The 22,652-nt window shown below is 70.6% G+C and carries 23 protein-coding genes; 9 read left to right on the top strand and 14 right to left on the bottom strand.

What is annotated here, in order from left to right; translation table 11 throughout:
• Positions 1–113: 113 nt before the first annotated feature.
• Together gpt and AC2D9U_RS00010 are read right to left on the bottom strand one after the other, a co-directional pair.
• The gene (gpt, locus tag AC2D9U_RS00005; RefSeq protein WP_484745148.1) at positions 114–602 is read right to left on the bottom strand and encodes a xanthine phosphoribosyltransferase; all 489 of its coding nucleotides are present in this window, start codon (positions 600–602) and stop codon (positions 114–116) included.
• A gap of 12 nt (positions 603–614) precedes the next feature.
• Positions 615–953, bottom strand: a complete 339-nt coding sequence (locus AC2D9U_RS00010) for a tRNA-binding protein (protein WP_484745149.1) — start codon at positions 951–953, stop codon at positions 615–617.
• Positions 954–1,084: 131 nt separating this feature from the next.
• On the opposite strand from AC2D9U_RS00010, the gene AC2D9U_RS00015 reads away from it, so the two are divergent.
• Genes AC2D9U_RS00015 through AC2D9U_RS00030 form a run of 4 tightly spaced genes read left to right on the top strand, consistent with a single transcriptional unit; the run spans position 1,085 to position 5,483 of the window.
• Complete coding sequence (locus tag AC2D9U_RS00015) at positions 1,085–1,846, top strand: SDR family NAD(P)-dependent oxidoreductase (RefSeq protein ID WP_484745151.1); 762 nt, start codon at positions 1,085–1,087, stop codon at positions 1,844–1,846.
• A gap of 43 nt (positions 1,847–1,889) precedes the next feature.
• Positions 1,890–3,497 (top strand): gamma-glutamyltransferase, encoded by a 1,608-nt coding sequence (gene ggt / locus AC2D9U_RS00020; RefSeq protein ID WP_484745152.1) that lies wholly within the window; start codon positions 1,890–1,892, stop codon positions 3,495–3,497.
• A gap of 4 nt (positions 3,498–3,501) precedes the next feature.
• Positions 3,502–3,990, top strand: coding sequence for a macro domain-containing protein (locus tag AC2D9U_RS00025; RefSeq protein WP_484745153.1), 489 nt, complete (start codon positions 3,502–3,504; stop codon positions 3,988–3,990).
• Positions 3,987–5,483 carry an amidase gene (locus tag AC2D9U_RS00030; RefSeq protein ID WP_484745155.1) on the top strand — a complete coding sequence of 499 codons (1,497 nt, stop codon included), beginning with the start codon at positions 3,987–3,989 and terminating at the stop codon, positions 5,481–5,483. Before AC2D9U_RS00025 ends, AC2D9U_RS00030 begins: the two co-directional genes overlap by 4 nt.
• Position 5,484: 1 nt before the next feature.
• On the opposite strand, the gene AC2D9U_RS00035 is transcribed toward AC2D9U_RS00030, so the two are convergent.
• Together AC2D9U_RS00035 and AC2D9U_RS00040 are read right to left on the bottom strand one after the other, a co-directional pair.
• On the bottom strand, positions 5,485–5,721 hold the full coding sequence (locus tag AC2D9U_RS00035) for a hypothetical protein (protein ID WP_484745157.1): 237 nt from the start codon (positions 5,719–5,721) through the stop codon (positions 5,485–5,487).
• A gap of 82 nt (positions 5,722–5,803) precedes the next feature.
• Positions 5,804–6,235 (bottom strand): Lrp/AsnC ligand binding domain-containing protein, encoded by a 432-nt coding sequence (locus AC2D9U_RS00040; protein WP_484745158.1) that lies wholly within the window; start codon positions 6,233–6,235, stop codon positions 5,804–5,806.
• Positions 6,236–6,315: 80 nt separating this feature from the next.
• Between AC2D9U_RS00040 and AC2D9U_RS00045 the strand changes: the two genes are divergently transcribed.
• The 3 genes from AC2D9U_RS00045 to AC2D9U_RS00055 all read left to right on the top strand — a co-directional run bounded on the left by AC2D9U_RS00045 (position 6,316) and on the right by AC2D9U_RS00055 (position 12,394).
• Positions 6,316–7,434: an efflux RND transporter periplasmic adaptor subunit gene (locus tag AC2D9U_RS00045; protein ID WP_484745159.1), complete on the top strand. Its 1,119-nt coding sequence runs from the start codon at positions 6,316–6,318 to the stop codon at positions 7,432–7,434.
• Between the two features lie 46 nt (positions 7,435–7,480).
• A complete protein-coding gene (locus tag AC2D9U_RS00050; RefSeq protein WP_484745160.1) occupies positions 7,481–10,642 on the top strand; it encodes an efflux RND transporter permease subunit in 3,162 nt (1,053 codons plus the stop codon).
• Positions 10,643–10,711: 69 nt separating this feature from the next.
• A complete protein-coding gene (locus AC2D9U_RS00055) occupies positions 10,712–12,394 on the top strand; it encodes a thiamine pyrophosphate-dependent enzyme (protein WP_484745162.1) in 1,683 nt (560 codons plus the stop codon).
• A gap of 1 nt (position 12,395) precedes the next feature.
• Here AC2D9U_RS00055 and AC2D9U_RS00060 read toward each other — a convergent pair whose 3' ends face one another.
• Complete coding sequence (locus tag AC2D9U_RS00060) at positions 12,396–13,067, bottom strand: EthD domain-containing protein (protein ID WP_484745164.1); 672 nt, start codon at positions 13,065–13,067, stop codon at positions 12,396–12,398.
• Positions 13,068–13,069: 2 nt separating this feature from the next.
• On the bottom strand, positions 13,070–14,857 hold the full coding sequence (locus tag AC2D9U_RS00065) for a gamma-glutamyltransferase family protein (protein WP_484745166.1): 1,788 nt from the start codon (positions 14,855–14,857) through the stop codon (positions 13,070–13,072).
• Positions 14,858–14,936: 79 nt separating this feature from the next.
• Between AC2D9U_RS00065 and phnN the strand changes: the two genes are divergently transcribed.
• Positions 14,937–15,515, top strand: a complete 579-nt coding sequence (gene phnN / locus AC2D9U_RS00070) for a phosphonate metabolism protein/1,5-bisphosphokinase (PRPP-forming) PhnN (RefSeq protein WP_484745168.1) — start codon at positions 14,937–14,939, stop codon at positions 15,513–15,515.
• Here the strand turns inward: phnN and AC2D9U_RS00075 are convergent.
• Genes AC2D9U_RS00075 through phnG form a run of 8 tightly spaced genes read right to left on the bottom strand, consistent with a single transcriptional unit; the run spans position 15,454 to position 21,767 of the window.
• The gene (locus AC2D9U_RS00075; RefSeq protein ID WP_484745170.1) at positions 15,454–16,128 is read right to left on the bottom strand and encodes a DUF1045 domain-containing protein; all 675 of its coding nucleotides are present in this window, start codon (positions 16,126–16,128) and stop codon (positions 15,454–15,456) included. The genes phnN and AC2D9U_RS00075 overlap by 62 nt on opposite strands.
• A 55-nt stretch (positions 16,129–16,183) precedes the next feature.
• Complete coding sequence (locus AC2D9U_RS00080) at positions 16,184–17,326, bottom strand: alpha-D-ribose 1-methylphosphonate 5-triphosphate diphosphatase (RefSeq protein ID WP_484745173.1); 1,143 nt, start codon at positions 17,324–17,326, stop codon at positions 16,184–16,186.
• Entirely contained in the window at positions 17,323–18,078 is a 756-nt protein-coding gene (gene phnL, locus AC2D9U_RS00085; RefSeq protein WP_484745174.1) for a phosphonate C-P lyase system protein PhnL, read from the bottom strand. Before phnL ends, AC2D9U_RS00080 begins: the two co-directional genes overlap by 4 nt.
• Entirely contained in the window at positions 18,075–18,836 is a 762-nt protein-coding gene (gene phnK, locus AC2D9U_RS00090; RefSeq protein WP_484745176.1) for a phosphonate C-P lyase system protein PhnK, read from the bottom strand. Before phnK ends, phnL begins: the two co-directional genes overlap by 4 nt.
• A complete protein-coding gene (locus AC2D9U_RS00095; RefSeq protein WP_484745177.1) occupies positions 18,833–19,684 on the bottom strand; it encodes an alpha-D-ribose 1-methylphosphonate 5-phosphate C-P-lyase PhnJ in 852 nt (283 codons plus the stop codon). Before AC2D9U_RS00095 ends, phnK begins: the two co-directional genes overlap by 4 nt.
• Positions 19,681–20,751 (bottom strand): carbon-phosphorus lyase complex subunit, encoded by a 1,071-nt coding sequence (locus tag AC2D9U_RS00100; protein ID WP_484745178.1) that lies wholly within the window; start codon positions 20,749–20,751, stop codon positions 19,681–19,683. Before AC2D9U_RS00100 ends, AC2D9U_RS00095 begins: the two co-directional genes overlap by 4 nt.
• Positions 20,752–20,754: 3 nt before the next feature.
• A complete protein-coding gene (gene phnH, locus AC2D9U_RS00105; RefSeq protein WP_484745180.1) occupies positions 20,755–21,321 on the bottom strand; it encodes a phosphonate C-P lyase system protein PhnH in 567 nt (188 codons plus the stop codon).
• A complete protein-coding gene (phnG, locus tag AC2D9U_RS00110; RefSeq protein ID WP_484745182.1) occupies positions 21,321–21,767 on the bottom strand; it encodes a phosphonate C-P lyase system protein PhnG in 447 nt (148 codons plus the stop codon). Before phnG ends, phnH begins: the two co-directional genes overlap by 1 nt.
• Positions 21,768–21,914: 147 nt before the next feature.
• Between phnG and phnF the strand changes: the two genes are divergently transcribed.
• Positions 21,915–22,652 carry a phosphonate metabolism transcriptional regulator PhnF gene (gene phnF, locus AC2D9U_RS00115; protein WP_484745184.1) on the top strand — a complete coding sequence of 246 codons (738 nt, stop codon included), beginning with the start codon at positions 21,915–21,917 and terminating at the stop codon, positions 22,650–22,652.

Consider the following 22,652-nt stretch of genomic DNA (forward strand, 5'->3'; position numbering starts at 1 on the left):
CATCTGCAAGGCGTGGGCAGACCAGCCCGACCGCTTCACACAAAATCCGCACCACCAAATGCCGGGACTAAACACCTAGAGCACGAGCCGCGTTCATGGGAACGCAGCGTGCTCTAGCCTCCGGCCGCGTGCGCCTTGGCGATGGGCGCGATGAATTGCGGCTCGGTGTCCCAGGGGAACAGGATCCAGGTGTCCTGGCTGACCTCGGTGATGAAGGCGTCCACCGTGTCCTTGCCCTCGGGCTTCGCATAGACGGTGGCGAAATGCGCCTTGGGCAGCATCGCGCGCACCACGCGCGCGGTGGTGCCGGTATCCACCAGGTCGTCGATCAGCAGCCAGCCTTCGCCCTGGCTCGCCAGCGCGGCCTCGGGCGCCTTCACCACCTTGGGCTTGCCGCGCTCTTCCTCGTCATAGGTGACGACGGAGACGGTCTCGATCAGCCGGCAATCCAGCTCGCGCGCGATGATGGCGGAGGGGATCAGCCCGCCGCGCGTGATCGCGACCATGCCCACCCAGGGGCCGCGATCCACCAGCCGCCAGGCCAGCGCCTTGGCGTCGCGGTGCAGCTGGTCCCAGGTCACGGTGTAGTAGCGCGGCGCCATGCCTTCTCTCCCTCAATACATCCGGCCGCCATCGGGCACCCTGATGTCGGGGCGCAGCAGCACGACTTCGTTGTTCTCATCCGGCAGGCCGAGCACCAGCACCTGGCTCTCGAAGCCCGCGATCTTGCGGGGCGGGAAGTTCACCACCGCCACCACCTGGCGGCCGATCAGCCGGTCCGGCTGGTAGTGCGCGGTGATCTGGGCGGAGGATTGCCGCACGCCCAGCGCCGGGCCGAAATCGATCCAGAGCTTGATGGCGGGCTTGCGCGCCTCGGGGAAGGGCTGCGCATCCACGATGGTGCCGGCGCGCACCTCGACCTGCTCGAAGACGGAGACGTCGATCTGATCCATGGCGCGATCTAGCGCGGGTCGGCCGGCGGGGGAAGGGTGGTCCCGCCCCCTTGCGCGGGGCGGGCGGTGGGCGCAAGGAAAGCGCGCCCAGATAAGCGCCCACACACGTGCCCCGCGGAGCCCTACGCCCGATGCTGCCCGTCACGCCCAGTTTCCGCCTGGATGGCCTGCGCGCCCTGGTCACCGGCGCAAGCAAGGGAATCGGCCGCGCCGGCGCCGTCGCCCTGGCCATGGCGGGGGCCGAGGTGGTGCTCGCCGCCCGCTCCGCCGATGAGATGGCGCAGACCGTCGCCGCCCTGGCGGAGGCCGGCTGCACCGCCCGTGCCGCAACCCTCGACGTGACGGACCGGGCGGCGGTACGCGCGCTGGTCGGCGAGGCCGGGCCCTTCGACATCCTGCTGAACAATGCCGGCACCAATATCCGCGAGCCCTTCCTGGAGCTGCGCGACGAGTCGCTGGACTATCTGCTCGACCTCAACATCCGCGCGATGTTCACCGTGGCGCAGGCGGTGGCGGCGGGCATGGTGCGCGCGGGGCAGGGGGGCGCGATCATCAACCTCTCCTCGGTCAATGGCCATGTCGGCGGCATCAACCGCAGCGTCTACACGGCGACCAAGCACGCCATCGAGGGGATGACCAAGGCGCTGGCCACCGAGCTTGGCCCGCATGGCATCCGCGTGAACGCCATCGCGCCCGGCTTCGTCGAGACGCCGCTGACGGCGGGCGTGCTGGCCGACCCCAAATTCCGCGCCGGGCATGTCCGCCGCACGCCGCTCGGCCGGCTGGCGACGGTGGAGGACATCATGGGCGCCATCGTCTTCCTCGCCGCGCCGGCCAGCGCCATGGTCAGCGGCGCGAGCCTCGTCATCGATGGCGGCTTCCTGACGCAATAGCCGCCATGCCCCGTTCTTCCTTTCTGGTTCAGGACCTTCTTGCATGAAGCGCAATTTCCACGCCCCCGGCCGCAGCGCTGTCTATGCCGCGAACGGCATGGCCGCGACCTCGATGCCGCAGGCCACACTCGCCGCGCTCGACGTGCTGCGCGCGGGTGGCAATGCGCTGGATGGCGCCATCGCCGCGGCCGCCGTGCTGGCGGTGGTGGAGCCGCAGAGCACGGGCATCGGCGGCGATTGCTTCTGCCTCTACGCGCCGGCCGGCACCGGCAAGGTCGTTGCGATGAACGGTTCGGGCCGCGCGCCGCGCGGCGCGACGCCGGAGGCGCTCCGCGCGGCGGGGCTGACCGCCATGCACCCGACCTCGGCGCACAGCGTGACCGTGCCGGGGGCGATTTCCGCCTGGGCGGCGCTGAACGCGGCGCATGGCCGCACGCCCTTGGCGCAACTCCTCGCCCCCGCCATCCACTATGCCGAGGAAGGCTTCTTTGTCTCCCAGCGCGTGGCGAGCGACTGGGCGGGCTCTGTCGGCAAGCTCTCGATCCAGGAGGCGGCGCGGCGCAACTTCCTCAAGGACGGGCAGGCGCTGGGCCTCGGCGACCGTTTCGTGCAGCCCGCCCTGGCCAGGACGCTGCGCGCCATCGCGCAGCACGGCGCCAAGGCCTTCTATGAGGGCGAGATCGCGGCCGACATGGTCGCCACGCTGCGTGCTGCCGGCGGCACGCATACGGAAGAGGATTTCGCCCGCGGGGCGAGCGTGGCCGAGTTCGTGACGCCGATCAGCCGCCGTTGGCGCGACATGGAGGTCTTCCAGTGCCCGCCGAACGGCTCGGGCCTGATCGTGCTGATGATCCTGGGCATGATCGAGCAGCTCGGCACCGCCGAGGGCGGCTTCGATTCCGTCGAACGCATGCACCGCCATGTCGAGGCCGCGCGCCTGGCCTATCGCGACCGCGACGCCTTCCTCGCCGACCCCTCGCAGGTGGCGGTGCCGGTGGAGCGCCTGACCTCGGATGGCTATCTGCACGCGCTGGCGAAGCTGATCTCGGACGAGAAGGCCCTGGCCGAACTGCCCGCGGCGGGCAGCGCGGATTGGGCGAAGCACAAGGACACGGTCTATCTCAGCGTCGTCGACCGTGACGGCAATGCGTGCAGCTTCATCAACTCGCTCTTCGAGGGCTTCGGCAGCGGGCTGCTGGCCGAGAAATCGGGCGTGATCCTGCAGAATCGCGGCTACGGCTTCCGGCTGGAGGAAGGCCACCCGAACTGCATCGCGCCCGACAAGCGCCCGATGCACACCATCATCCCGGGCATGGTGATGAAGAACGGCGAAGCCATCATGCCCTATGGCGTGATGGGCGGGCACTTCCAGCCGATGGGCCAGACCTGGTTCCTGGCGAACCACTTCGAATACGGCCTCGACGTGCAGGAGGCGCTGGACGCGCCCCGGCTCTTCCCGCGCCTGGGCAAGCTGCAGGTGGAGCAGGGCATCTCGGCCAGCGCCATCGACCGGCTGAACCGGCTCGGCCATGACTGCGAGATCATCGACAAGCCGCATGGCGGCGGCCAGGCGATCCTGATCGACCGGGCGCGCGGCTGCCTCGTCGGCGGGTCCGACCCGCGCAAGGATGGCTGCGCGCTCGGCTACTGAGGCCATGCCGATCCGCGCCCGCCTTGCCGACATCACCACGCTCGAGGTCGATGCGCTGGTGACCGCCGCCAACCAGTGGCTGCGCGGCGGGGGCGGCGTGGATGGCGCGGTGCATCGCGCCGCCGGGCCGGAATTGCTGGCCGCCTGCCGCGCGCTGGGCGGCTGCCCGGTGGGGGAGGCGCGGATCACGCCCGGCTTCCGCCTCAAGGCGCAGCATGTGATCCATGCCGTGGGCCCGGAATGGCGCGGCGGCGGGCAGGGGGAGGCCGCGCTGCTCGCCGGCGCCTACCGCGCCTCGCTCGCGCTGCTGCGGGGCGTGGGCGGGCGCTCCATCGCCTTCCCGGCCATCTCCATCGGCGTCTTCCGCTACCCGCCTGCGGAGGCCACCGCCATCGCGGTCGCCACGCTGGCCGAGGCCGCGGATCTCGACATCACCATCGCCTGCTTCAGCGCCGAGATCCTGGCGCTCTACGAGAAGGAACTCGGCGCATGACCGACCCCTGCGATCTCTCCGCCGTCGCCGCCCGCCGCCTGATCGGGGCGCGGAAGCTCAGCCCCGTCGAACTGCTGGAAAGCTGCCTCACGCGCATCGGCGCCGTGAACCATGCGGTGAACGCGATGGTGGCCATGGATACCGACCGGGCGCGGGAGGCGGCGAAGCAGGCCGAGGTCTCGGTGATGGCGGGCGAGAGGCTCGGCCCGCTGCACGGCCTGCCGATCGGCATCAAGGACCTGGAGGAGACGAAGGGCCTGCGCACCACCTGGGGCAGCCCGATCTTCGCCGACCATATCCCGACGCGCGACGAGGCCATGGTGACCAACCTGCGGGCAGCGGGCGCCATCGTGACGGGCAAGACGAACACGCCGGAATTCGGCGCCGGCGCGAATACGCGCAACCTGGTCTATGGCGCGACGGGCAATGCCTTCGACCCCGCGCGCTCGGCCGCCGGGTCCTCGGGCGGCTCGGCGGTGGCGCTGGCGACGGGGATGGTGCCCATCGCCTCGGGCAGCGACACGGGCGGGTCCTTGCGCAACCCGGCGGCCTTCAACGGCATCGTCGGCTTCCGCCCTTCGCCAGGGCTGGTGCCCTCCGAGCGGCGGGGACTGGGCTGGTCGGGCCTGCCGGTGCTGGGGCCGATGGCGCGCACGGCGGAGGATTGCGCCCTGCTGCTCTCGGCCATGGCCGATGACGATGCGCTGGACCCGCTGGCCTACACGCTGCCTGGCCGCGACGTGCGCAAGGGGGACCGGGATTTCTTCCCGCCCCTGGGCGTCGATCTCGCGCGGCTGCGCGTGGCCGCGACGCCCGATTTCGGCTTCGCGCCCACCGAGCGCCATATCCGCGAGGTCTTCGCGAGCCGCGTGGCCGCGCTGACGCCGCTCTTCGGCGTGGTCGAGGAGGCGACCCCGGATTGCGCCGGCACGGATGAAAGCTTCGAGATCCTGCGCGCCGCCTCCTTCCTGCAGTCGCATGCCGAGAAGGTGCGCACCCGCCCGCAGGATGTGGGGCCCAATGTGCGCGCCAATGTCGAGGAAGGGCTACGCTATTCGCTGGCGGACTATGCCCGCGCGGCGGCCGAGCAGACGCGCATCTATCGCGGCTGGCAGTCCTTCTTCCGCAACCACGACGTACTGATCAGCCCCGCCATCACGATCAGCCCGCGCCCCTGGAGCGAACTCTACCCCGCCGAGATCGACGGCCAGCCGACGCGCACCTACTTCCACTGGCTGGCGCTGGCCTATGCGGTGACGCTGGTGGGCCATCCGGCGGTGAGCCTGCCGCTTGGCGTGGACAAGGCGGGGATGCCCTTCGGCCTGCAGATCGTGGGCCCGCGCGGCGGCGATGCGCTGGTGCTCGCGGTGGCGGCGGCGATCGAGGCCGCGGTGGCGGGCGATGCGACCCTCGCCCGCCCGGTGCCCGACATCGCGAAACTGCAGGCGGCGGCGCCGATCTCCGCGATGCCGAACTTCAAATCCTGGGCGTGAGCTACCAGCCGCGCGAGGAGTAGTGCCGGCCATAACCATGGCCATGGCGGTGGCGGTAGTAGCCGCGGCGATCATCGTAGCGCCGCGGGCTGTCATTGGCGGAGGCGATGGCCACCCCCGCCAGGGCGATGCCCGCGCCCAGCGCGATGCTCGCCGGCACGTTCACCGACCCGTCGGGGTTCTGGCAGGCGCCCAGCAACAGGGCGGCGCAAAGCGCGAGGGGGGCGAAAAGGCGCATCGGATGGTCCTCCAATGCGCGCATCCTGCGCGTCGTCGCGGGCGCCCAGGCGGCCTGGTTGTGGCGAAGCTGTGGCGGCGCTTCAGCCCCGCCCGCCGGAGAAGGCGTTGAAGGTCTGCAGGGTATAGGTGTCCTTCACGCCCGGCACGCTCTGCACCTGCTCCACAACGAACAGGCCGATATCCTGGTCGGTCTCCAGGTAGAACTTCCCGAGCAGGTCATACTGTCCGCTGATCGAGTGCATTTCTGACAACTCGGTAATGGAATCGGCCATCTGCCTTGCCACGCGGTAGGCCTGACCCATCTCGCATTTGATCATCACGAAGATCGCCCGCATCGCAGCACCCCTTGGCTCTGCGCGGAGACTGCCGCGACACGGGGCGCAGGGGAAGGGCGGGCAGGGCGGGGATCGGGTTTTGTGACGAAGCACTACACGGCACAGGCTTTGCTTGCGTCGGACCGGCGTGCGTGAGACACAACGGCGCGTCACGGCTGGTGAAACAGCCGGTCCCATAGGTTGAAGAAGGTCTCCGCGGACTTGCCCTGTCGCACTGGCAGCGCAAGAACATAGAGACAGGCAAGAACTGGGGTCGCATGCGCATCATCTCCCAGCTGGCTGCCCTGGCCCTTATCGGGGGCGTCGGCGCGGCGTGGCACATCTACGGCGAGCAGTTCGGCCTTCCGCGCCCGCTCGCGCTCGTCGGCCTGGAGGCCGCGGCACCGAGCGCCCAGAACCGTGGCGGCGGGGGGGGCGGGCCGGTCGGCGTCGTCGTCTCGCCGGTGCGCGCCGGGGTGGTGGTCGATCGCGCGGAATCCGTGGGCACCGTGCGCGCCCGGGACTCGGTGACCATCACCGCCAAGGTGACCGGCATCGTCTCCGCCATCCGCTTCACCGAGGGCCAGCGCGTGCGCGAGGGCGATGCCCTGATCGAGATGGAGGCCAACGCGCTGCGCGCCGAACTCGACCAGGCGCGCGCCCTGTTCGACGACGCCCGCAGCCAGGTGCAGCGCGCCCGCCAGCTTCAACCCGGCCAGAGCATCGCCGCCCAGCGGCTCGAGACGCTCGAGGCCCTGACCCGCCAGGCCGAAGGCCGCGTGCGCCAGGCCCAGGCGCGGCTGGAAGAATTGCGCATCGCCGCCCCCTTCAACGGCCGCGTCGGCCTGCGCCAGGTCAGCCTCGGCGCGCTGCTGCAGCCCGGCACGATCGTGACCACGCTGGATGACATCTCCAAGGTGCGCGTCGAATTCTCCGTGCCCGAGGTCTTCCTCGCCCAGGTGCAGACCGGCAGCGTGGTGACGGCGCGCAGCGCCGCCTTCGGCGATCGGCGGTTCGAGGGCACCGTGGCGGTTGTGGATACGCGCATCGACACAACCACCCGCACCGTGCGCGTGATCAGCGAGTTCGAGAACGCGGATGAGGCGCTGAAGCCCGGCCTTTTCATGACGGTCGAACTGGTGCTGCGCCGGCGCGACGATGCGATGCTGGTTGCGGAAGAGGCGCTCGACCCGCTGGGCGACCGCAACTTCGTCTATGTGATCCGCGACAACCGTGCGCGCCGCGTCGAGGTGCGCCTCGGCCAGCGCCTGCAGGGCGAGGTGGAGGTGCTCTCGGGCGTGCAGGTCGGCGAGCCCATCGTGGTGCGCGGCATCCAGCGCCTGCGCGACAACGCCCCGGTGCGGGTCACCGAGACGATGACCCGCCCGACCTCGTGAACCTGCCCACCTCGCCTGACCGGCTCTAGCACGGGGAACCCGGCCAATGGTGCTTTCGGACCTCTCGATCAAGCGGCCCGTCTTCGCGATGGTGGTCAGCCTGATGCTGATGGTGCTCGGTATCGCGTCTCTCTCGAAGCTGCCGGTGCGCGAATACCCCGCGATCGACCCGCCCGTGATCTCGGTGACGACCACCTATCGCGGCGCCTCGGCCGCCGTGGTCGACACCCAGATCACCGAGATCATCGAGGCCGCAGTCGCGGGCATCGAGGGCATCAAGTTCATCTCCAGCCAGTCGCGCGACGAACGCAGCCAGGTGACGCTGGAATTCCTGCTGACGCGCGATGTGGATTCCGCCTCCAACGACGTGCGTGACCGTGTGGCGCGCGCGCTGGCACGCCTGCCGGAGCAGGCGGATACGCCGATCGTGCAGAAGGTGGATGGCGATGCGCGGCCGATCCTGTGGATCGCCCTGGTTTCCGACCAGCTCTCGGGCATGGAACTGACCGAGGTCGCCCGCCGGCGCTTCGCGGATCGCCTCGCCATCGTCGAGGGCGTGGCGCAGGTGCTGGTGCTGGGCGAGCGCAAGCCCTCCATGCGCATCTGGCTGGACCGCCAGGGCCTCGCCGCGCGCGGCCTGACGGTGCAGGACGTGGAAGACGCGATCCGGCGCGAGAATGTGGAATTGCCGGGCGGGCGCATCGAAAGCTCGGCGCGCGAGCTCACCGTGCGCACCGACACCCGCATGGCGCGGCCCGAGCAGTTCCGCTCGCTGGTCCTCTCGCGCTCCTCCGGCGGGCAGGTGCTGCTCGGCGATGTGGCGCATATCGAGGTCGCCCCCGAGGACACGCGCGGCGAGTACCGCATCAATGGCAAGCCCGCCGTCGGCCTGGGCATCCTGCGGCAATCCACCGCCAATACGCTCTCCGTGGCGGAGGGCGTGAAGCGTGAGGTGGAGCGCATCCGCGCCTCGGTGCCCGATGGGGTCTCGGTGGTGGTGGGCTACGATGAGAGCGTCTTCATCGCCCAGTCGATCTACGAGGTCGAGCACGCGCTGATGATCGCCCTCGCCCTGGTGGTGGGCGTGATCTTCTTCTTCCTGCGCAGCTGGCGGGCCACGATCATCCCCGCGGTCGCGATCCCGGTCTCGCTCGTCGCCTCCTTCATCGCGCTCGCCGCCTTCGGCTTCTCGATCAACGTGCTGACGCTGCTCGGCCTGGTGCTGGCCATCGGCCTCGTCGTCGATGACGCCATCGTGGTGCTGGAGAATGTGCACCGCCGGATCGAGGAAGGGGAGGAACCGCTGCTGGCCGCGCTGCGCGGCTCGCGCGAGATCGCCTTCGCGGTGATCGCGACCACGCTGGTGCTGGTCGCGGTCTTCGTGCCGCTCTCCTTCATGGGGGGCAATACCGGGCGGCTCTTCACCGAGTTCGGCTTCGCACTCGCGGCCTCGGTCATCTTCTCGGGCTTCATCGCGCTGACGCTGACGCCGATGATGTGCTCGAAGCTGCTCAAGTCGCATGACGGCGACAGCCGCCTGATCCGCTGGACCGAGCCCTTCTTCCTCGGCATGAACTGGCTGCTGCGCGTCTCCCTGCGGCGCGCCCTGGCGGCGCCGATCATCACGCTGGGCATCATGGCCGCGGTCTCGGGCCTCGCGGTGATCCTCTTCACCATCGTGCCGAAGGAATTCGCCCCGCTCGAGGATCGCGGCACGATCATCATTCCCACCACCGGCCCGGAAGGGGCGAGCTTCGCCTATACGCGCGAGCAGGTGATGCGCGTCGAGCGCATCATCCAGCCCTATGTCGAGCGCGGCGAGGTGGCTTCCGTCTTCGCCACGGTCGGCGGCTTCCAGCGCCCCGCCCAGGGCAATGTGGCCAACATCTTCATGCGCCTCGCCCCCTGGGACCAGCGCGACCGCAAGCAGCAGCAGATCGCCTCTGAGATGATGCCGCAGTTGCTGGCCATTCCCGGCGTGCGCGCCTTCGCGCTGAACCCGCCCTCGCTCGGCCAGCGCGGCTTCCAGCCGCCCGTGCAGTTCGTCATCGGCGGGCCGGACTACGCGACGCTGGTGCAGTGGCGCGACCGCTTCCTGGAGCGCGCGCGGCAGAATCCCCGCCTGCTCAACATGGACAGCAACTACCGCGAGACGAAGCCCGAGATCCGGGTGGACATCGACCGCCGCAAGGCCGCCGAACTCGGCCTTTCGGTGCAGGCGGTGGGCCGCACCATCGAGACCATGCTGGGCTCACGGGAGGTCGGCACCTACGTCCAGGGCGGCGAGGAGTACAAGATCATCATCCAGGCGCGCGAGCAGGATCGCGCCACGCCCTATGATCTGCAGAACATCTTCGTCCGCACCACCGGCGGCGGCGCGCTGGGCCTGATCGGCACCGGCGGCGCGGCGCAGGGCGGGCTTGTGCCGCTGTCCAACATCGTGACGCTCACCGAGCGTGCGCGACCGCAATCCCTGGCGCGCGAGGATCGCGTGCGCGCCATCACCATCACCGCCTCCCTTGCCCCCGGCTACACGCTGGGCGAGGCGCTGGCCTTCATGGAGGCCACGGCGCGCGACGTGCTGCCGGCCGAGGCGCGCATCAGCTATCGCGGCCAGAGCCTGGAGTTCAAGGAAAGCTCCTCGGCGCTCTACGTCACCTTCGCCCTCGCCTTGCTTGTGGTGTTCCTCGTGTTGGCCGCGCAGTTCGAGAGCTTCATCCACCCCTTCATCATCCTGCTCTCCACGCCGCTCGCGGTCACCGGCGGCTTGCTGGCGCTGCACTTCACCGGCGGCACGCTCAACGTCTTCAGCCAGATCGGCATGATCCTGCTGATCGGGTTGATGGCGAAGAACGGCATCCTCGTGGTGGAGTTCGCGAACCAGCTGCGCGACCGCGGCATGAGCGTGCATGACGCGGTGCTGGAAGCCTCCGTGGTGCGGCTGCGACCCATCCTGATGACCTCCATCGCCACCGTCTTCGGCGCGGTGCCGCTGGCCATGGCGACGGGCGCGGGGGCGGAGAGCCGCCAGGCGCTGGGCATCGTGATCGTCGGTGGCGTGACCTTCTCCACCTTCCTCACCCTCTACGCCGTGCCCGCGCTCTACCTGCTGCTCGCGCCCTTCACCAAGCCGATCGGCGCGGTGGCGGCGCGGCTCTCCGAACTCGAGAACCGCCACCCGGCAGCGCATCCGGCCCCCGCGGAGTAAGGGGGGCCGAGTAGCCGCCGCGCCCGCTTCACGCTAAATCCTCCGCCGGTTTCGGGCGGAGGAATGCAGATGGCCGATGCGGCAGGCGCGCAGGCGCGCACGGGCGGACAGATCCTGGCGGATGCGCTGGTGGCCAATGGCGCCACGCATGTCTTCGCCGTGCCGGGCGAGAGCTATCTCGACCTGCTCGATGGCCTCTACGCCCAGCGCAACCGCATCCAGCTCGTCACCTGCCGCTTCGAGGCCGGTGCCGTCCATATGGCCGAGGCGCAGGGCAAGCTGACGGGCCGCGCCGGGGTCGCCGTGGTCACGCGCGGGCCGGGCGCCTGCCATGCCGCCATCGGCGTGCATGTGGCGCAGCAGGACAGCACGCCGCTCGTGCTGCTGGTGGGCCAGATCCCGATGGGCGAGACCGATCGCGAGAGCTTCCAGGAGGTCGACTACCGCCGCTTCTTCTCGCCCATCGCGAAATGGGTGACGCAGATCGACGAGGTCGAGCGCATCCCCGAACTCATCGCCCGCGCCTTCGATGTCGCGACCTCGGGCCGTCCGGGTCCCGTGGTGGTGGCGCTGAGCGAGGAGATGCAGAAGCACCTCGCCACCGTGCCCGATATCGGCCCCTGCCCGGTGCTGCCCGCGCATCCCGCACCCGAGGCCCTGCCGCGGCTGATGGCGATGCTGGAGAAGGCGGAAAAGCCGCTCGCGATCCTCGGCGGCAGCGGCTGGAACGCGGCCGGCCGCGCTGCGATCCGCGACTTCCTCGTCGGCAACGACATCCCCGTCGCCGTCTCCTTCCGCCGCCAGGGGCTCTTCGACGGCACCTCGGCGCATTATGCGGGCGATCTCGGCGTGGGCGCCGATGCGGGGCTGGTCGCCAAGGCGCGGGAGGCGGATCTGATCCTCGCCATCGGCACGCGTCTCGGCGAGCCGGTGAGCCAGGGCTATACGCTGTTCGACCTCGCCGGGCGCCAGCCCATCGTGCATGTGCACCAGGAGCAGACGGAGATCGGGCGCGTGCATCGCGTGGCACTCGGCATCGTCGCCGATGTGAACGCCTTCGCCGCCGCGGCCGCCGCCACGCCGCGCATCGCCGCGCCGCGCTGGTCCGGCTGGCGTGCCGCGGTGCGTGCGGCGCGCGAGGCGCAGGCCAAGGCGCCGGGCTATGACGGGCCGCTGAACCTGGCCGTGGCGCTGCAGGAACTCGAATCGGTCCTGCCGGCGGACACCATCTTCACCACCGATGCCGGCAATTTCGCCACCTGGCCGACCCGCTTCACCCATGTGCGGGAGGGGCAGGATTTCCTCGGCCCCACCAATGGCGCGATGGGCTATGGCGTGCCGGCGGCGATCGGGGCGGCCATCACCCATCCCGAGCGCACCGTGGTCTGCTTCGTGGGCGATGGCGGCGCGCTGATGACGGGGCAGGAGATCGCAACCGCCTTCCACCATGGTGCGGCGCCGATCATCCTGGTGTTCAACAACGGCATGTACGGCACGATCCGCATGTACCAGGAGCGCACCTATCCGGGCCGCGTCTCCGGCACGGCGCTCACCAACCCGGACTTCGCCCGGTTCATCGAAAGCTTTGGCGGGCACGGCGAGATCGTCGAACGCACCGAGGAACTCGTGCCCGCCTTCAGGCGCGCCAAGGCCAGCGGGAAGCCCGCGATCATCGAGGTGCGCATGAACCCCGAGCAGGTGACGAACCGCGCCACCATCGCCGACCTGCGCGCGCAGGCCGCCAAGCGCTGAGCTATTTCAGCACGTATTCCGTGGTGTAGAGGCGTTTCGCGAAAGCCAGGAAATGCCCCACATCATGGATGATCGCCTGGCGACCGGCTTCTGAATCGAACCAGCGGGTCGCCATCGCCTCGACCGAGGGGAAGTGCAACTCGGCGATGCCCTGGAAGGTGGCGAGCGGGCTTGGTTCGGCCTGCTCCACCCAGTCGCGCACATAGCGCGCCATGCCGATGTGCACGCGCAGCGCGAGCGGCGCGTGATGCGTCCAGAGCCGCCGTGCCGCGACCGGCGGCAGATCCGTGCAGAAATGCATCAGCGCGAGGAACTTCACTCCCGGCGCGCGGCCCGGCGCGCGTTGCAATTCATCCTTCTCGATGCTCTCGGTCACGCGCACCGAGGCGCAGGGCACACCGGCGATACGCGGCTCCAGCAGCCGCAGCGCCGCGTCCAGGGCCGAAGCCTCGCCCCAGAGGTCGATCACCGCGTCGAAATCCGGCTCGGCCGGCGCGGCGGGCTCGCCCGGGCGCTGCCAGGGCAGGGTGGAAGGCGTGGCATCCACCAGATCGACCGAGAGATGTTGAACGAGCGGCGCCAGGGGCGGCGCCACCTCCGCCAGCACCCGCGCACGGAACTCGGCACGGGCGCCGCCCCCCGGCGCGGCAAGGAAAACGCGATGCTTCGCCACCTTCAGCGCCCGACCGCGTAGCCCTGCATGCCGCGCGGATTGGCGCCGGCGAAGAGCTGGCCATCGGCCTCCTGCCGCGCGCCGGTGAGCCGGCCTTCGGACCACTCGCCGCCGGTTTCCACCAGATGCCCGCGCGCCGCCAGCGCGGGGGCGATTTCCGGCGCGTAGCGGCCCTCCAGCACCAGCTTGCCGGGGCGCGCGACGCGCGGCCAGAAGCTGCTCGGCCAGTGCTCGGTGTGGAAGGCGGGGGCGTCGATGGCCTGCTGGATCTGCAGCGCGTGATCGACCATGCGCAGATACATGATCGGCTGCCACTGGTCCTGCTGCTCGCCGCCCGGCGTGCCGAAGCTGAGCCAGGGCCGGCCCTCCTTCAGCGCCATGGCGGGGGAGAGCGTGGTGCGCGGCCGCTTGCCGGGCTTGAGGCCGTTGGGCAGGTTCTCATCCAGCCAGAACATCTGCCCGCGCGTGCCGAGGCAGAAGCCCAGGCCCGGCACGGCCGGCGAGGATTGGAACCACCCGCCCGAGGGTGTCGCACTCACCATGTTGCCCTGGTTGTCGATCACGTCGATGTGGCAGGTATCCCCGCCCGAGGCGCCGAGCCGCGCCACCGTGGGCTCGCCCGCGCCGGGCGCACGGGTCAGTAGCTCCATCCGATCGGCGGCGTGGTGATCGACCCAGGGCGTGGCGCGGCCCGGCACGCTGCCCGGGCGCAGCTCCAGCGAGGCCGCCTCGGTGATCAGCTTGCGGCGCTCGGCGTTGTAGCCCTCGGAGAGAAGGTACTCGATCGGCACGTCGACGAAGTCGGGGTCGCCGTAGAAGGCCTCGCGATCCGCGAAGGCGAGCTTCATCGCCTCGGTCACCGTATGCACGAAGCGCTCGCCGAGCGGATCCATCGCGCCGATGTCGAAGCCCTCGAGCAGCGCCAGCGTCTGCAGCATGGTCGGCCCCTGGCTCCACACGCCGCATTTCAGCACGGTGGTGCCGCGATAGTCGCGCCGCAGCGGTGCTTCGATGCTGGCGCGCCAGCGCGCCATGTCATCGGCGGTCAGGACACCCTTGTGGCGTCGGCCCGACGTGTCGAGCATCTCGTGCTTCGCGAAGAAATTGCCGATGGCTTCGGCCACGAAGCCGCCATACCAGGCGTTGCGCGCGGCCTCGATCTGCTTGATCCGGTCATGCCCTACGCTCTCCGCCTCGCGCAGCAGGCGCTCCCAGGTGTCGGCAAGGGTGGGATTGGCGTAGAGCGCGCCGGCCACCGGCCCGCCATTGCGCAGCCAGATCTCGGCCGAGCTGTGCCACTCCGCCTCGAACATCGGGCGCACCGTGTTGAGCGTGGCGACGACGCGCGGCACGTAGTGGATGCCGCGCCGTGCATAGCCGATGGCGTAGGAGAGCACCTCGCGCAGCGACCAGGTGCCCCAGTCGCGCAGCATCAGCGCCCAGGCATCGAAGGCGCCCGGCACCATGGCGGCGAGGAAGCCCGTGCCCGGCATCAGATCGAGCCCGAGCGTAGTCTTGATGTGATGGACGGAAAGCCCGGCCGGTGCCACGCCCTGGCCGCAGATCACGCGCTGCGCGCCCGCCTTCGCGTCATGGATGATGATGGGGCAGTCGCCGCCCGGGCCGTTGAGGTGCGGCTCCGCCACCTGCAGCGTGAAGCCCGCGGCGACGGCGGCGTCGAAGGCATTACCGCCACGTTCGAGAACCGCCATGCCGACCTGGCTCGCGATCCAGTGCGTCGAGGCGACGACCCCGAATGTGCCGGCGATTTCCGGGCGTGTCGTGAACATGCTGTGTCTTGTCCTGCGGCGGCTTGAGTGGCGTGATTGGTGCAGGCAGAAACGCCGCGGTCAATATTGCGGTGCATCCATGCTGGTCGCGGTGGTCGGGCCCTCGGGCGCGGGAAAGGACACGCTGATGGAGGGCGCGCGCGCGGCGCTGGCCGGCGATGCGCGATTCCGCTTCGTGCGCCGCTGCATCACGCGCGATGCGGAGGCAGGCGGCGAGGCGCATGAGGCGCTGACACGCGCCGCCTTCCTCGCGCGGCGTGACGCGGGCGGCTTCGCGCTGTGGTGGGAGGCGCATGGCCTGCTCTACGGCATCCCCGCCGACATCGAGACGGATCTCCTGGCCGGGCGGGTCGTGATCGCGAACATCTCGCGCGCCGTGCTCGTCGAGGCAGCGCCGCGGTTTCGGCTGCGCGTGTTGAACATCACCGCACCTGGCCCGGTGTTGGCCGCGCGGCTCGCGGCGCGGGGGCGGGAGAGCGCGGCCGACATCGCCGCAAGGCTGGCGCGCGAGCAGGCGCTGCCCGCGGGCCTCGACATCGCCACCGTGATGAACGACGCGAGCGTGCCGGCCGGCGTGGCGGCCGTGCTTGCCGCGCTCAACCGAGCAGCGGCAGACGCTCGGCCAGCAGGAAGGGCGCACCCGGCCCCGCCTGGGTGAAGAGGCACAACTCCGTCACGCGGCGGGGGGCGGCCGGCACGCTGCCGAGATGCGCCGCAAGCGCGGGCTTCACGATCGCCATCTCCGCCGCATCCAGGCGACGTGAGAGCGTGACGTGGAACCACCATTCGTCGAAGACGTAGTGGTAGCCCCAGCGATGCAGGTGGTCACGCTGGCGCTCGGTCATGCGTTCGGGCCGGCGGCGGGCGATCTCCTCAGGCGTGGGCGGTGCGCGATGCGCGTCCAGCGCCTCCACGCAGGAATCGCAGAAGGCCTGCAGCGCCGCCGACTTCTCGGACTCGAGCAGGGCGAGGAAGCCGTGATGCTCGGCCAGCACCAGCGGTGGCAGGGCAAAGGGCGCGGTGCGCGCGGCCAGCGCCATCGCATCGGCGCGCAGGGCCGCGTAGCTGGTGGTCAGACGGAAGGGCGGCTTGAGCGTGGCATGCAGGCCATAGCCGCGCGCCTCGCGCGTGATCTCCGCGATGTCGAGGCCGGGCAGGGCGGGCTGCGCCAGCGTCGCGCCGGTCTCCGTGTCGCGGCCCAGCCATTGCGAGCCGAGCCGGTGCAGCGGGTCTTCCAGACGCGGCGCCCAATAGCAGGCAACGCGAGTCATCGGCGCCACCGATTCACGTCTCCGGGCCTTGCGGCCCTGCGACGATCGGGGCGCATCAGATCACGCGCTCCCCACCGCGCCAGACGCGGCGGATGATGGCATGGCCCTCATGCGGGCGCAGTTGCACGAGGTCGCCGCGCAGCCCGGCCTCGATGCGGCCGCGATCGGCGAAGCCGGCCATGCGCGCGGCATTGTCGGTGATCATCGCGATGGCGTCTGGCAGCGTCACATCGCCGCTGGCGGCGGCGATCCAGGCGGCCTCGATCATCGCGGGCGGCACATAGTCGCTGGCCAGCACCTGCACCGTGCCGGCGCGGATGAGGTCGGCGGCGGCGACGTTGCCGGAATGGCTGCCGCCGCGCACGATGTTGGGCGCACCCGCGATCACCTCCACGCCCAGGCGCTTCGCCGCCGCGGCGGCTTCCAGCACCACGGGGAATTCGCTGATCATGATGCCATCGGCGGCGTTCTCGGCCACGCCCTCGGCGCTGTCATCATCGTGGCTCGCCAGCGGCAGGTGGCGATGCGCCACGCGGTCCAGCAGCCAGCGCCGCTGCGGGCCACGCAGGCGCTCGCGCTGTTCCAGCAATTCGGCGATGCGCCGGTCCACCAACTCCGGCGAGAGATTCGCCTGACGAATACGCATGGCGCGGTAGCGCGCGATGTCGCGGTACTGGCCGACGCCGGGCGAGTGATCCATCAGGCTCACCATGCGCACCAGCGGGTGGTCGGCGACACCCTCCACCAGCCCGGGCATGTCCACCGCCGGCAATTCGCAGCGCAGATGCAGGAAGTGCTCGCTCTTGAGCAGCCCGGTATGGGCCAGCGCGTCCAGATCCTCCACGCCCTCGCGGAAGGTCTGGGTGCGGCCGGTGTCGAAGCCAAGATCGCCGAGGCAGAGCGCATCCAGCACCGTCGTCACGCCCGCGGCCGCGGTCTGCGTGTCATGCGCCAGCATGGCCGAGCGGCTGGGCCAGCGCGCGGTGGCGCGGGGCTGCACCTGGCGCTCAAGATTGTCGGTGTGCACATCGACGATGCCGGGGATCACATGGTCGCCATCGAGGTCATGCGCCGCGGCAAGGTGGCTGCGGCCGGGCTGCACGTCCTGGATGGTCTGGCCACGCAGCACGATCGTGCCGGGAAGCACCTCGTTGCGCAGCACGAGTTGCGCATTGGTCAGGATGGTCTCGGGGATCATGCTGCGTCCTGGATGGGGTGCACGTCGAAAAGCCGGTCGGCCACGCGGTCGCGCACCTCGGTATCGTGGAAGATGCCGATGATGGCCGCGCCGCGCGCCTTGGCCTCCGCGATCAGCGCGATGACGATCTCGCGGTTGGCGGCATCCAGGCTGGCAGTCGGCTCATCGAGCAGCATCACCGGATATTCGGCGGCGAACCCGCGCGCGAGGTTGATACGCTGCTGCTCGCCGCCGGAAAAGGTGGCCGGCGGCAGGCCGTGCAGGCGGGCCGGCAGGTTGAGGCGCGAGAGCAGCGCGCCGGCCCGTGCGCGCGCCTGCGCCGCCGCCATGCCGCGCGCCATCAGCGGTTCCGCCACGATGTCGAGCGCGCCGACGCGCGGGATGACGCGCAGGAACTGGCTGACATAGCCGAGCGTGTCGCGCCGGATGGCGCGCATCGCCCGCGCATCCGCGGCCACCAGGTCGACGACCGCGCCCTGGTGGCGCAGCAGGATGCGCCCCGAATCGGCGCCGTAATTTCCGTAGAGGCAGCGCATCAAGGTGGATTTGCCCGCGCCCGAAGGCCCGGCCAGCGCCACGCATTCGCCTGGCGCGACCTCCAGCGCGAGGTCGCGCAGCACCGGGATGGCGACGCCACCCTGCAGGTGCAGGCGGAATTCCTTGGCGAGGCCCTCGGCTCGGATGACCCATGTCGGGCGCGAGGGGTTCAGCTCTCCGGGCCCTTCGGCCCTGCGACCCTCCGACGCGCTCATGCCGCCAGCACCGAGGAGACGAGAAGCTGTGTATAGGGATGTTGCGGATCATCCAGCACGCGGTCCGTCAGCCCCTGTTCCACCACGCGCCCCTCCCGCATCACCAGCACGCGATGCGCCAGCAGCCGCGCCGCCGCGATGTCATGCGTCACGATCAGCACGGCGAGGCCGAGATCGGCGACCAGCGCGCGGATCAGATCCAGCAGCCGCGCCTGCACCGAGACATCCAGCCCCCCCGTCGGCTCATCCATGAAGACCAGCTTCGGCTGGGTCACCAGCGTGCGCGCGATCTGCAGGCGCTGCTGCATGCCGCCCGAGAATTTCGCCGGCACGTCATCCATGCGCGCGGCGTCGATCTCCACGCGGGCGAGCCAGGAGGCGGCCTCGGCGCGGATGTTGCCGTAGTGGCGCGCGCCGACCGCCATCAGCCGCTCGCCGATATTGCCGCCGGCGGAGACCGCCATGCGCAGCCCGTCGCGCGGATTCTGGTGCACGAAGCCCCATTCGGTGCGCATCAGGCGCCGCCGCGCGGCCTCGCCCATGCCGAGCACGTCCTGGCCGAGATAGGCGACACTGCCGGCATCGGGACGCATCAGCCCCGAGAGCACGCGCAGCAGCGTGGTCTTGCCGCTGCCGCTCTCGCCGACGATGGCCACGACCTCGCCGGGCCAGATGTCGATGTCCACGCCATCGAGCGCGGCGACGCGGCCGAAGCGCAATTCGAGGTCGCGCGCGGTGAGCAGGGGTTGCGCGCTCATTCGGCGGCCGCCTTCATCGCCTGGCGTTCCTGGCAATGGTCGCTGTCGGAGCAGACGAAGATGCGCCCGCCGCGATCATCGGTCAGCACCTCATCCAGATAGGTGTCCTCCGCGCCGCAGAGTTCGCAGGCATGCGGCGCGCGGATGGGGCGGAAGGGGTGGTCGTCGAAATCCAGGCTCTTCACGCTGGTATAGGGCGGCACGGCATAGATGCGCTTCTCGCGCCCCGCGCCGAACAATTGCAGCGCGGGCATCTGGTCCATCTTCGGATTGTCGAAGGCGGGAATGGGGGAGGGCGACATCAGGTAGCGCCCGTTCACCATCACCGGATAGGCGTAGCTGGTCGCAATATGGCCGAAGCGCGCGATGTCCTCGTAGAGCTTCACATGCATCAGCCCGTAATCGGCCATGGCGTGCAGGCGCCGCGTCTCGGCGATGCGGGGCTCGAGCCGGCCGAGCGGCTCGGGGATCGGCACCTGGTAGACCAGGATCTGCGCCTCGGTCAGCGGGCGCTCGGGGATGCGGTGGCGCGTCTGGATGATCGTCGCCTCCGCCGTGCGCTCGGTGGTGGCGACGCCGGCGACGCGGCGGAAGAAGGCGCGGATGGAAACGGCGTTGGTCGTGTCGTCCGAGCCCTGGTCGATCACCTTCAGCACGTCGCTGGGGCCGAGCACCGCCGCCGTCACCTGGATGCCGCCCGTGCCCCAGCCATAGGGCAGCGGCATCTCGCGCGAGCCGAAGGGCACCTGGTGGCCAGGGATCGCCACCGCCTTGAGGATGGCGCGGCGGATCATCCGCTTCGTGGATTCGTCGAGATAGGCGAAGTTGTAGCCGGCGTGATGCGTCACTTTACGGCCTCCGTGCTGGCCCGCATCGTTCGCACATTCTCGAGCTCGCTCTGGAAATCCACGTAGTGCGGCAGCTTCAGATGCTCGACGAAGCCGGTCGCCTCCACATTGTCGCAATGCGACAGCACGAATTCCTGCTGCTGCGCCGGCGCTTCCGCCGCCTCGCCGAGTTCGGCGGCGCGCAGCGCGCGATCGACCAGCGCCATCGCCATCGCCTTGCGCTCGCCATGGCCGAAGACCAGGCCATAGCCGCGCGTGAATTGCGGCGGCTCCGTGCGGCTGCCCTTGAACTGGTTCACCATCTGGCATTCGGTGATGCCGATCTCGCCCAGTTCGATCGCGAAGCCGAGTTCGGCGGGCTCGAACTCCACCGTCACCTCGCCCATGCGGATCTCGCCGACGAAGGGGTGGTTGCCGCCATAGCCGCGCTGCGTGGAGTAGCCCAGGCCGAGCAGGAACCCCTCATCGCCGCGCGCGAGGGCCTGCAGGCGCAGACGCCGATCGGCGGGGAAGGCGAGGGGTTCGCGCGTCAGGTCCCCCGGTTCACGATCCTCCGCGGCCTCGCGCTGCATGAGGCCTTCGCGGGCCAGCATTTCGGTCACGCGCGGCGCCGGGTCCGGGCTGGGCTCGGCCTCGGGCGGTGCTTCGGGCGCAAGCCCCGCGGCGGCAAGGCGGAAATCCAGCAGGCGGTGCGTGTAGTCGAAGGTGGGGCCCAGCACCTGCCCGCCCGGCAGGTCCTTGTAGGTCGCGCTCACCCGGCGCTTCAGCAGCATCGCATCGGTGTCGAGCGGCAGGCTCGCGCCGAAGCGGGGCAGGGTGGTGCGATAGGCGCGCAGCAGGAAGGCGGCCTCGATCAGGTCGCCGCGCGCCTGCTTCACCGCCAGCGCCGCGAGCCCGCGATCATGGCAGGAGCCCTCGGCCATCACGCGATCCACCGCGAGGCCGAGCTGCGCCTCGAGCTGCGCGGCGGTGAGCTCGGGCAGCGCCGCATCGCCGCGCCGCGTGGTGTCGAGCCAGGCATGCGCCGCGCCGATCGCGCGCTCACCGCCCTTGGTGGCGACATACATCGCTCAGCCCTCCTCGATCAGCACGGTGCGGGGCAGGGCGGCGAGGCGCGCGCCCGCGCAGAGAATCACGTCCACGCCGCGCGGGAAGCGGGCGCGGTTGGCAGCCCAGGCGGCGGGGAAGCCGGCCGGCGCGCCCTCGACCCGCAGGTGATGCGCGGTACGGATGCCAGGGCCGGAGAGGCGCCAGCCGGGCGCCTCGGCAAGGCCCGCGACCTCCAGGATCAGCGTCGCGCCGCGCTCGGGCTCCTCCTCGGTGCCGGCATCGAGATCGGTGAGTCGCGCGCTGGCGTCGAGCACGAATTGCGCGGCACCCGGGGCCACCAGCGTCGCGCCGCAATGGAAGCGCACCCAGGCCTCCGCGGCCGGGCCGGCGGCGAGGGCGAGGCGCGTATCGGCATCGACCAGCGCCAGCAGCACCGCGGCGGCGGCAGGGGAGAGGCCGGGCGGCGTCTCGGGCAGGGCAATGAGGGTCTGCACCCGGCCCGGGCGGCTCATCGCCTCCAGCACCGCGCGGAAGGCGGCCTGGGCGTCGAGAACAGGGTCGGCGAAGCCGGCGAGGGTGGTTGGCATCAGCGCATCTGCGTCATGGTGAAGAACTCCACGCGGGTCGCGGCGGCGCGGCGTGCCTCGGTCGCGCGGCGTGCGGCCTGGGCTTCCTGCAGCGGCGCGATCACCCTCGCGGCGATGGCGGCCTTGCGCGCGCCATCCTGCATCAGCGCATCGACCAGCGCGGCAAGCTCGGCTTGGCGCGCGTCGCGCCCGGCGACATAGGCGTGGCCGAGCGTGCCATCCTCCAGCCGCACGGTGCAGCGCGTGACGGTCATCTCGCCCAGGTTGAAGGGCGCGCCATCGCCCCCGGCGCGGCCGCGCACCATGACCAGCCCGGTTTCCGGCCCGCGCAGGCGGCGATGGGCCGGCGCGGGAGGGAGCGTGTCGAGCCGTTCGGCGATCTCGGCCGCGCTGGCGCGGGCGAGCACGCCCATCCAGCGGCGGCGTTCGGGGTCGGCTTGGGTCAAGGCCTGGGTCTGTCCGGTTCTGGGGGCATAATTGGTATAGACGACTAGTCATCCGTCCCGGTAAGGTCAAGTGAAACTGCCACGCCCTGGACCGCCCGAGGTTGAACTTTCCATGACGGATCATGCGATGATGCGGAGTGTCCCGGCATGACCAGCGCCCCAGGCAGCCTCGCGCGCGGCCAGGGTGTCGCGCTCTGGCGCCAGATCGCGAGCGCGATGGAGCGTGAGATCGCCGGCGGCGGCCATGGCCCCGGCGCTCGCCTGCCGACCGAGGCCGAGCTCTCCGCCCGCTTCGCCGTCAACCGCCACACCGTGCGCCGCGCGATGGAGGAGCTGGAAGGGCGCGGGCTGATCCGCATCGAGCAGGGCCGCGGCAGCTTCGTGGCCGAGGATGTGCTGGACTACACGCTCGGTCCGCGTACGCGCTTCAGCGAGAACATCCGCCGCCAGAATCGCGAGCCTGCGGGGCGCATCCTGCGCATCGCCGAGATCGCCGCCGAGGCCACGCTGGCCGAGGCGCTGGGCATCCGGCGCGGTCGCCCGGTGATCCTGGTCGAGCGCCTCGCCCTGGCCGATGGGCGGCCCATCGTGCTCGGCGCGCATCACTTCCCGGCCGCGCGCTTCGCGAAGCTGCCGGCGTTGCTGGCGGAGGATCCCTCCATCACCGCGGCGCTGGCCGCCTGCGGCGTGCCGGATTACCGCCGCCGTGTCACGCGCGTCACGGCCCGACTGCCCACGGCGGAGGAGGCGGAGATCCTGCAGCAATCGCGCAACCGCCCGGTCCTGGTGGCCGAGGCGGTGAACACCGACCCGGCGGGCGAGGTGGTGGATGTCACACAGGCCCGCTACGCGGCAGGGCGCGTGCAACTCGTCGTGGAGTCCTGA

This window comes from Roseomonas sp. TF40, assembly GCF_057219975.1.

Coding starts and splice junctions, on each gene's coding strand:
- gpt (WP_484745148.1), bottom strand. CDS start 602: ATGGCGCCGCGCTACTACACCGTGACCTGGGACCAGCTGCACCGCGAC.
- AC2D9U_RS00010 (WP_484745149.1), bottom strand. CDS start 953: ATGGATCAGATCGACGTCTCCGTCTTCGAGCAGGTCGAGGTGCGCGCC.
- AC2D9U_RS00015 (WP_484745151.1), top strand. CDS start 1,085: ATGCTGCCCGTCACGCCCAGTTTCCGCCTGGATGGCCTGCGCGCCCTG.
- ggt (WP_484745152.1), top strand. CDS start 1,890: ATGAAGCGCAATTTCCACGCCCCCGGCCGCAGCGCTGTCTATGCCGCG.
- AC2D9U_RS00025 (WP_484745153.1), top strand. CDS start 3,502: ATGCCGATCCGCGCCCGCCTTGCCGACATCACCACGCTCGAGGTCGAT.
- AC2D9U_RS00030 (WP_484745155.1), top strand. CDS start 3,987: ATGACCGACCCCTGCGATCTCTCCGCCGTCGCCGCCCGCCGCCTGATC.
- AC2D9U_RS00035 (WP_484745157.1), bottom strand. CDS start 5,721: ATGCGCCTTTTCGCCCCCCTCGCGCTTTGCGCCGCCCTGTTGCTGGGC.
- AC2D9U_RS00040 (WP_484745158.1), bottom strand. CDS start 6,235: ATGGGACCGGCTGTTTCACCAGCCGTGACGCGCCGTTGTGTCTCACGC.
- AC2D9U_RS00045 (WP_484745159.1), top strand. CDS start 6,316: ATGCGCATCATCTCCCAGCTGGCTGCCCTGGCCCTTATCGGGGGCGTC.
- AC2D9U_RS00050 (WP_484745160.1), top strand. CDS start 7,481: ATGGTGCTTTCGGACCTCTCGATCAAGCGGCCCGTCTTCGCGATGGTG.
- AC2D9U_RS00055 (WP_484745162.1), top strand. CDS start 10,712: ATGGCCGATGCGGCAGGCGCGCAGGCGCGCACGGGCGGACAGATCCTG.
- AC2D9U_RS00065 (WP_484745166.1), bottom strand. CDS start 14,857: ATGTTCACGACACGCCCGGAAATCGCCGGCACATTCGGGGTCGTCGCC.
- phnN (WP_484745168.1), top strand. CDS start 14,937: ATGCTGGTCGCGGTGGTCGGGCCCTCGGGCGCGGGAAAGGACACGCTG.
- AC2D9U_RS00075 (WP_484745170.1), bottom strand. CDS start 16,128: ATGACTCGCGTTGCCTGCTATTGGGCGCCGCGTCTGGAAGACCCGCTG.
- AC2D9U_RS00080 (WP_484745173.1), bottom strand. CDS start 17,326: ATGATCCCCGAGACCATCCTGACCAATGCGCAACTCGTGCTGCGCAAC.
- phnL (WP_484745174.1), bottom strand. CDS start 18,078: ATGAGCGCGTCGGAGGGTCGCAGGGCCGAAGGGCCCGGAGAGCTGAAC.
- phnK (WP_484745176.1), bottom strand. CDS start 18,836: ATGAGCGCGCAACCCCTGCTCACCGCGCGCGACCTCGAATTGCGCTTC.
- AC2D9U_RS00100 (WP_484745178.1), bottom strand. CDS start 20,751: ATGTATGTCGCCACCAAGGGCGGTGAGCGCGCGATCGGCGCGGCGCAT.
- phnH (WP_484745180.1), bottom strand. CDS start 21,321: ATGCCAACCACCCTCGCCGGCTTCGCCGACCCTGTTCTCGACGCCCAG.
- phnF (WP_484745184.1), top strand. CDS start 21,915: ATGACCAGCGCCCCAGGCAGCCTCGCGCGCGGCCAGGGTGTCGCGCTC.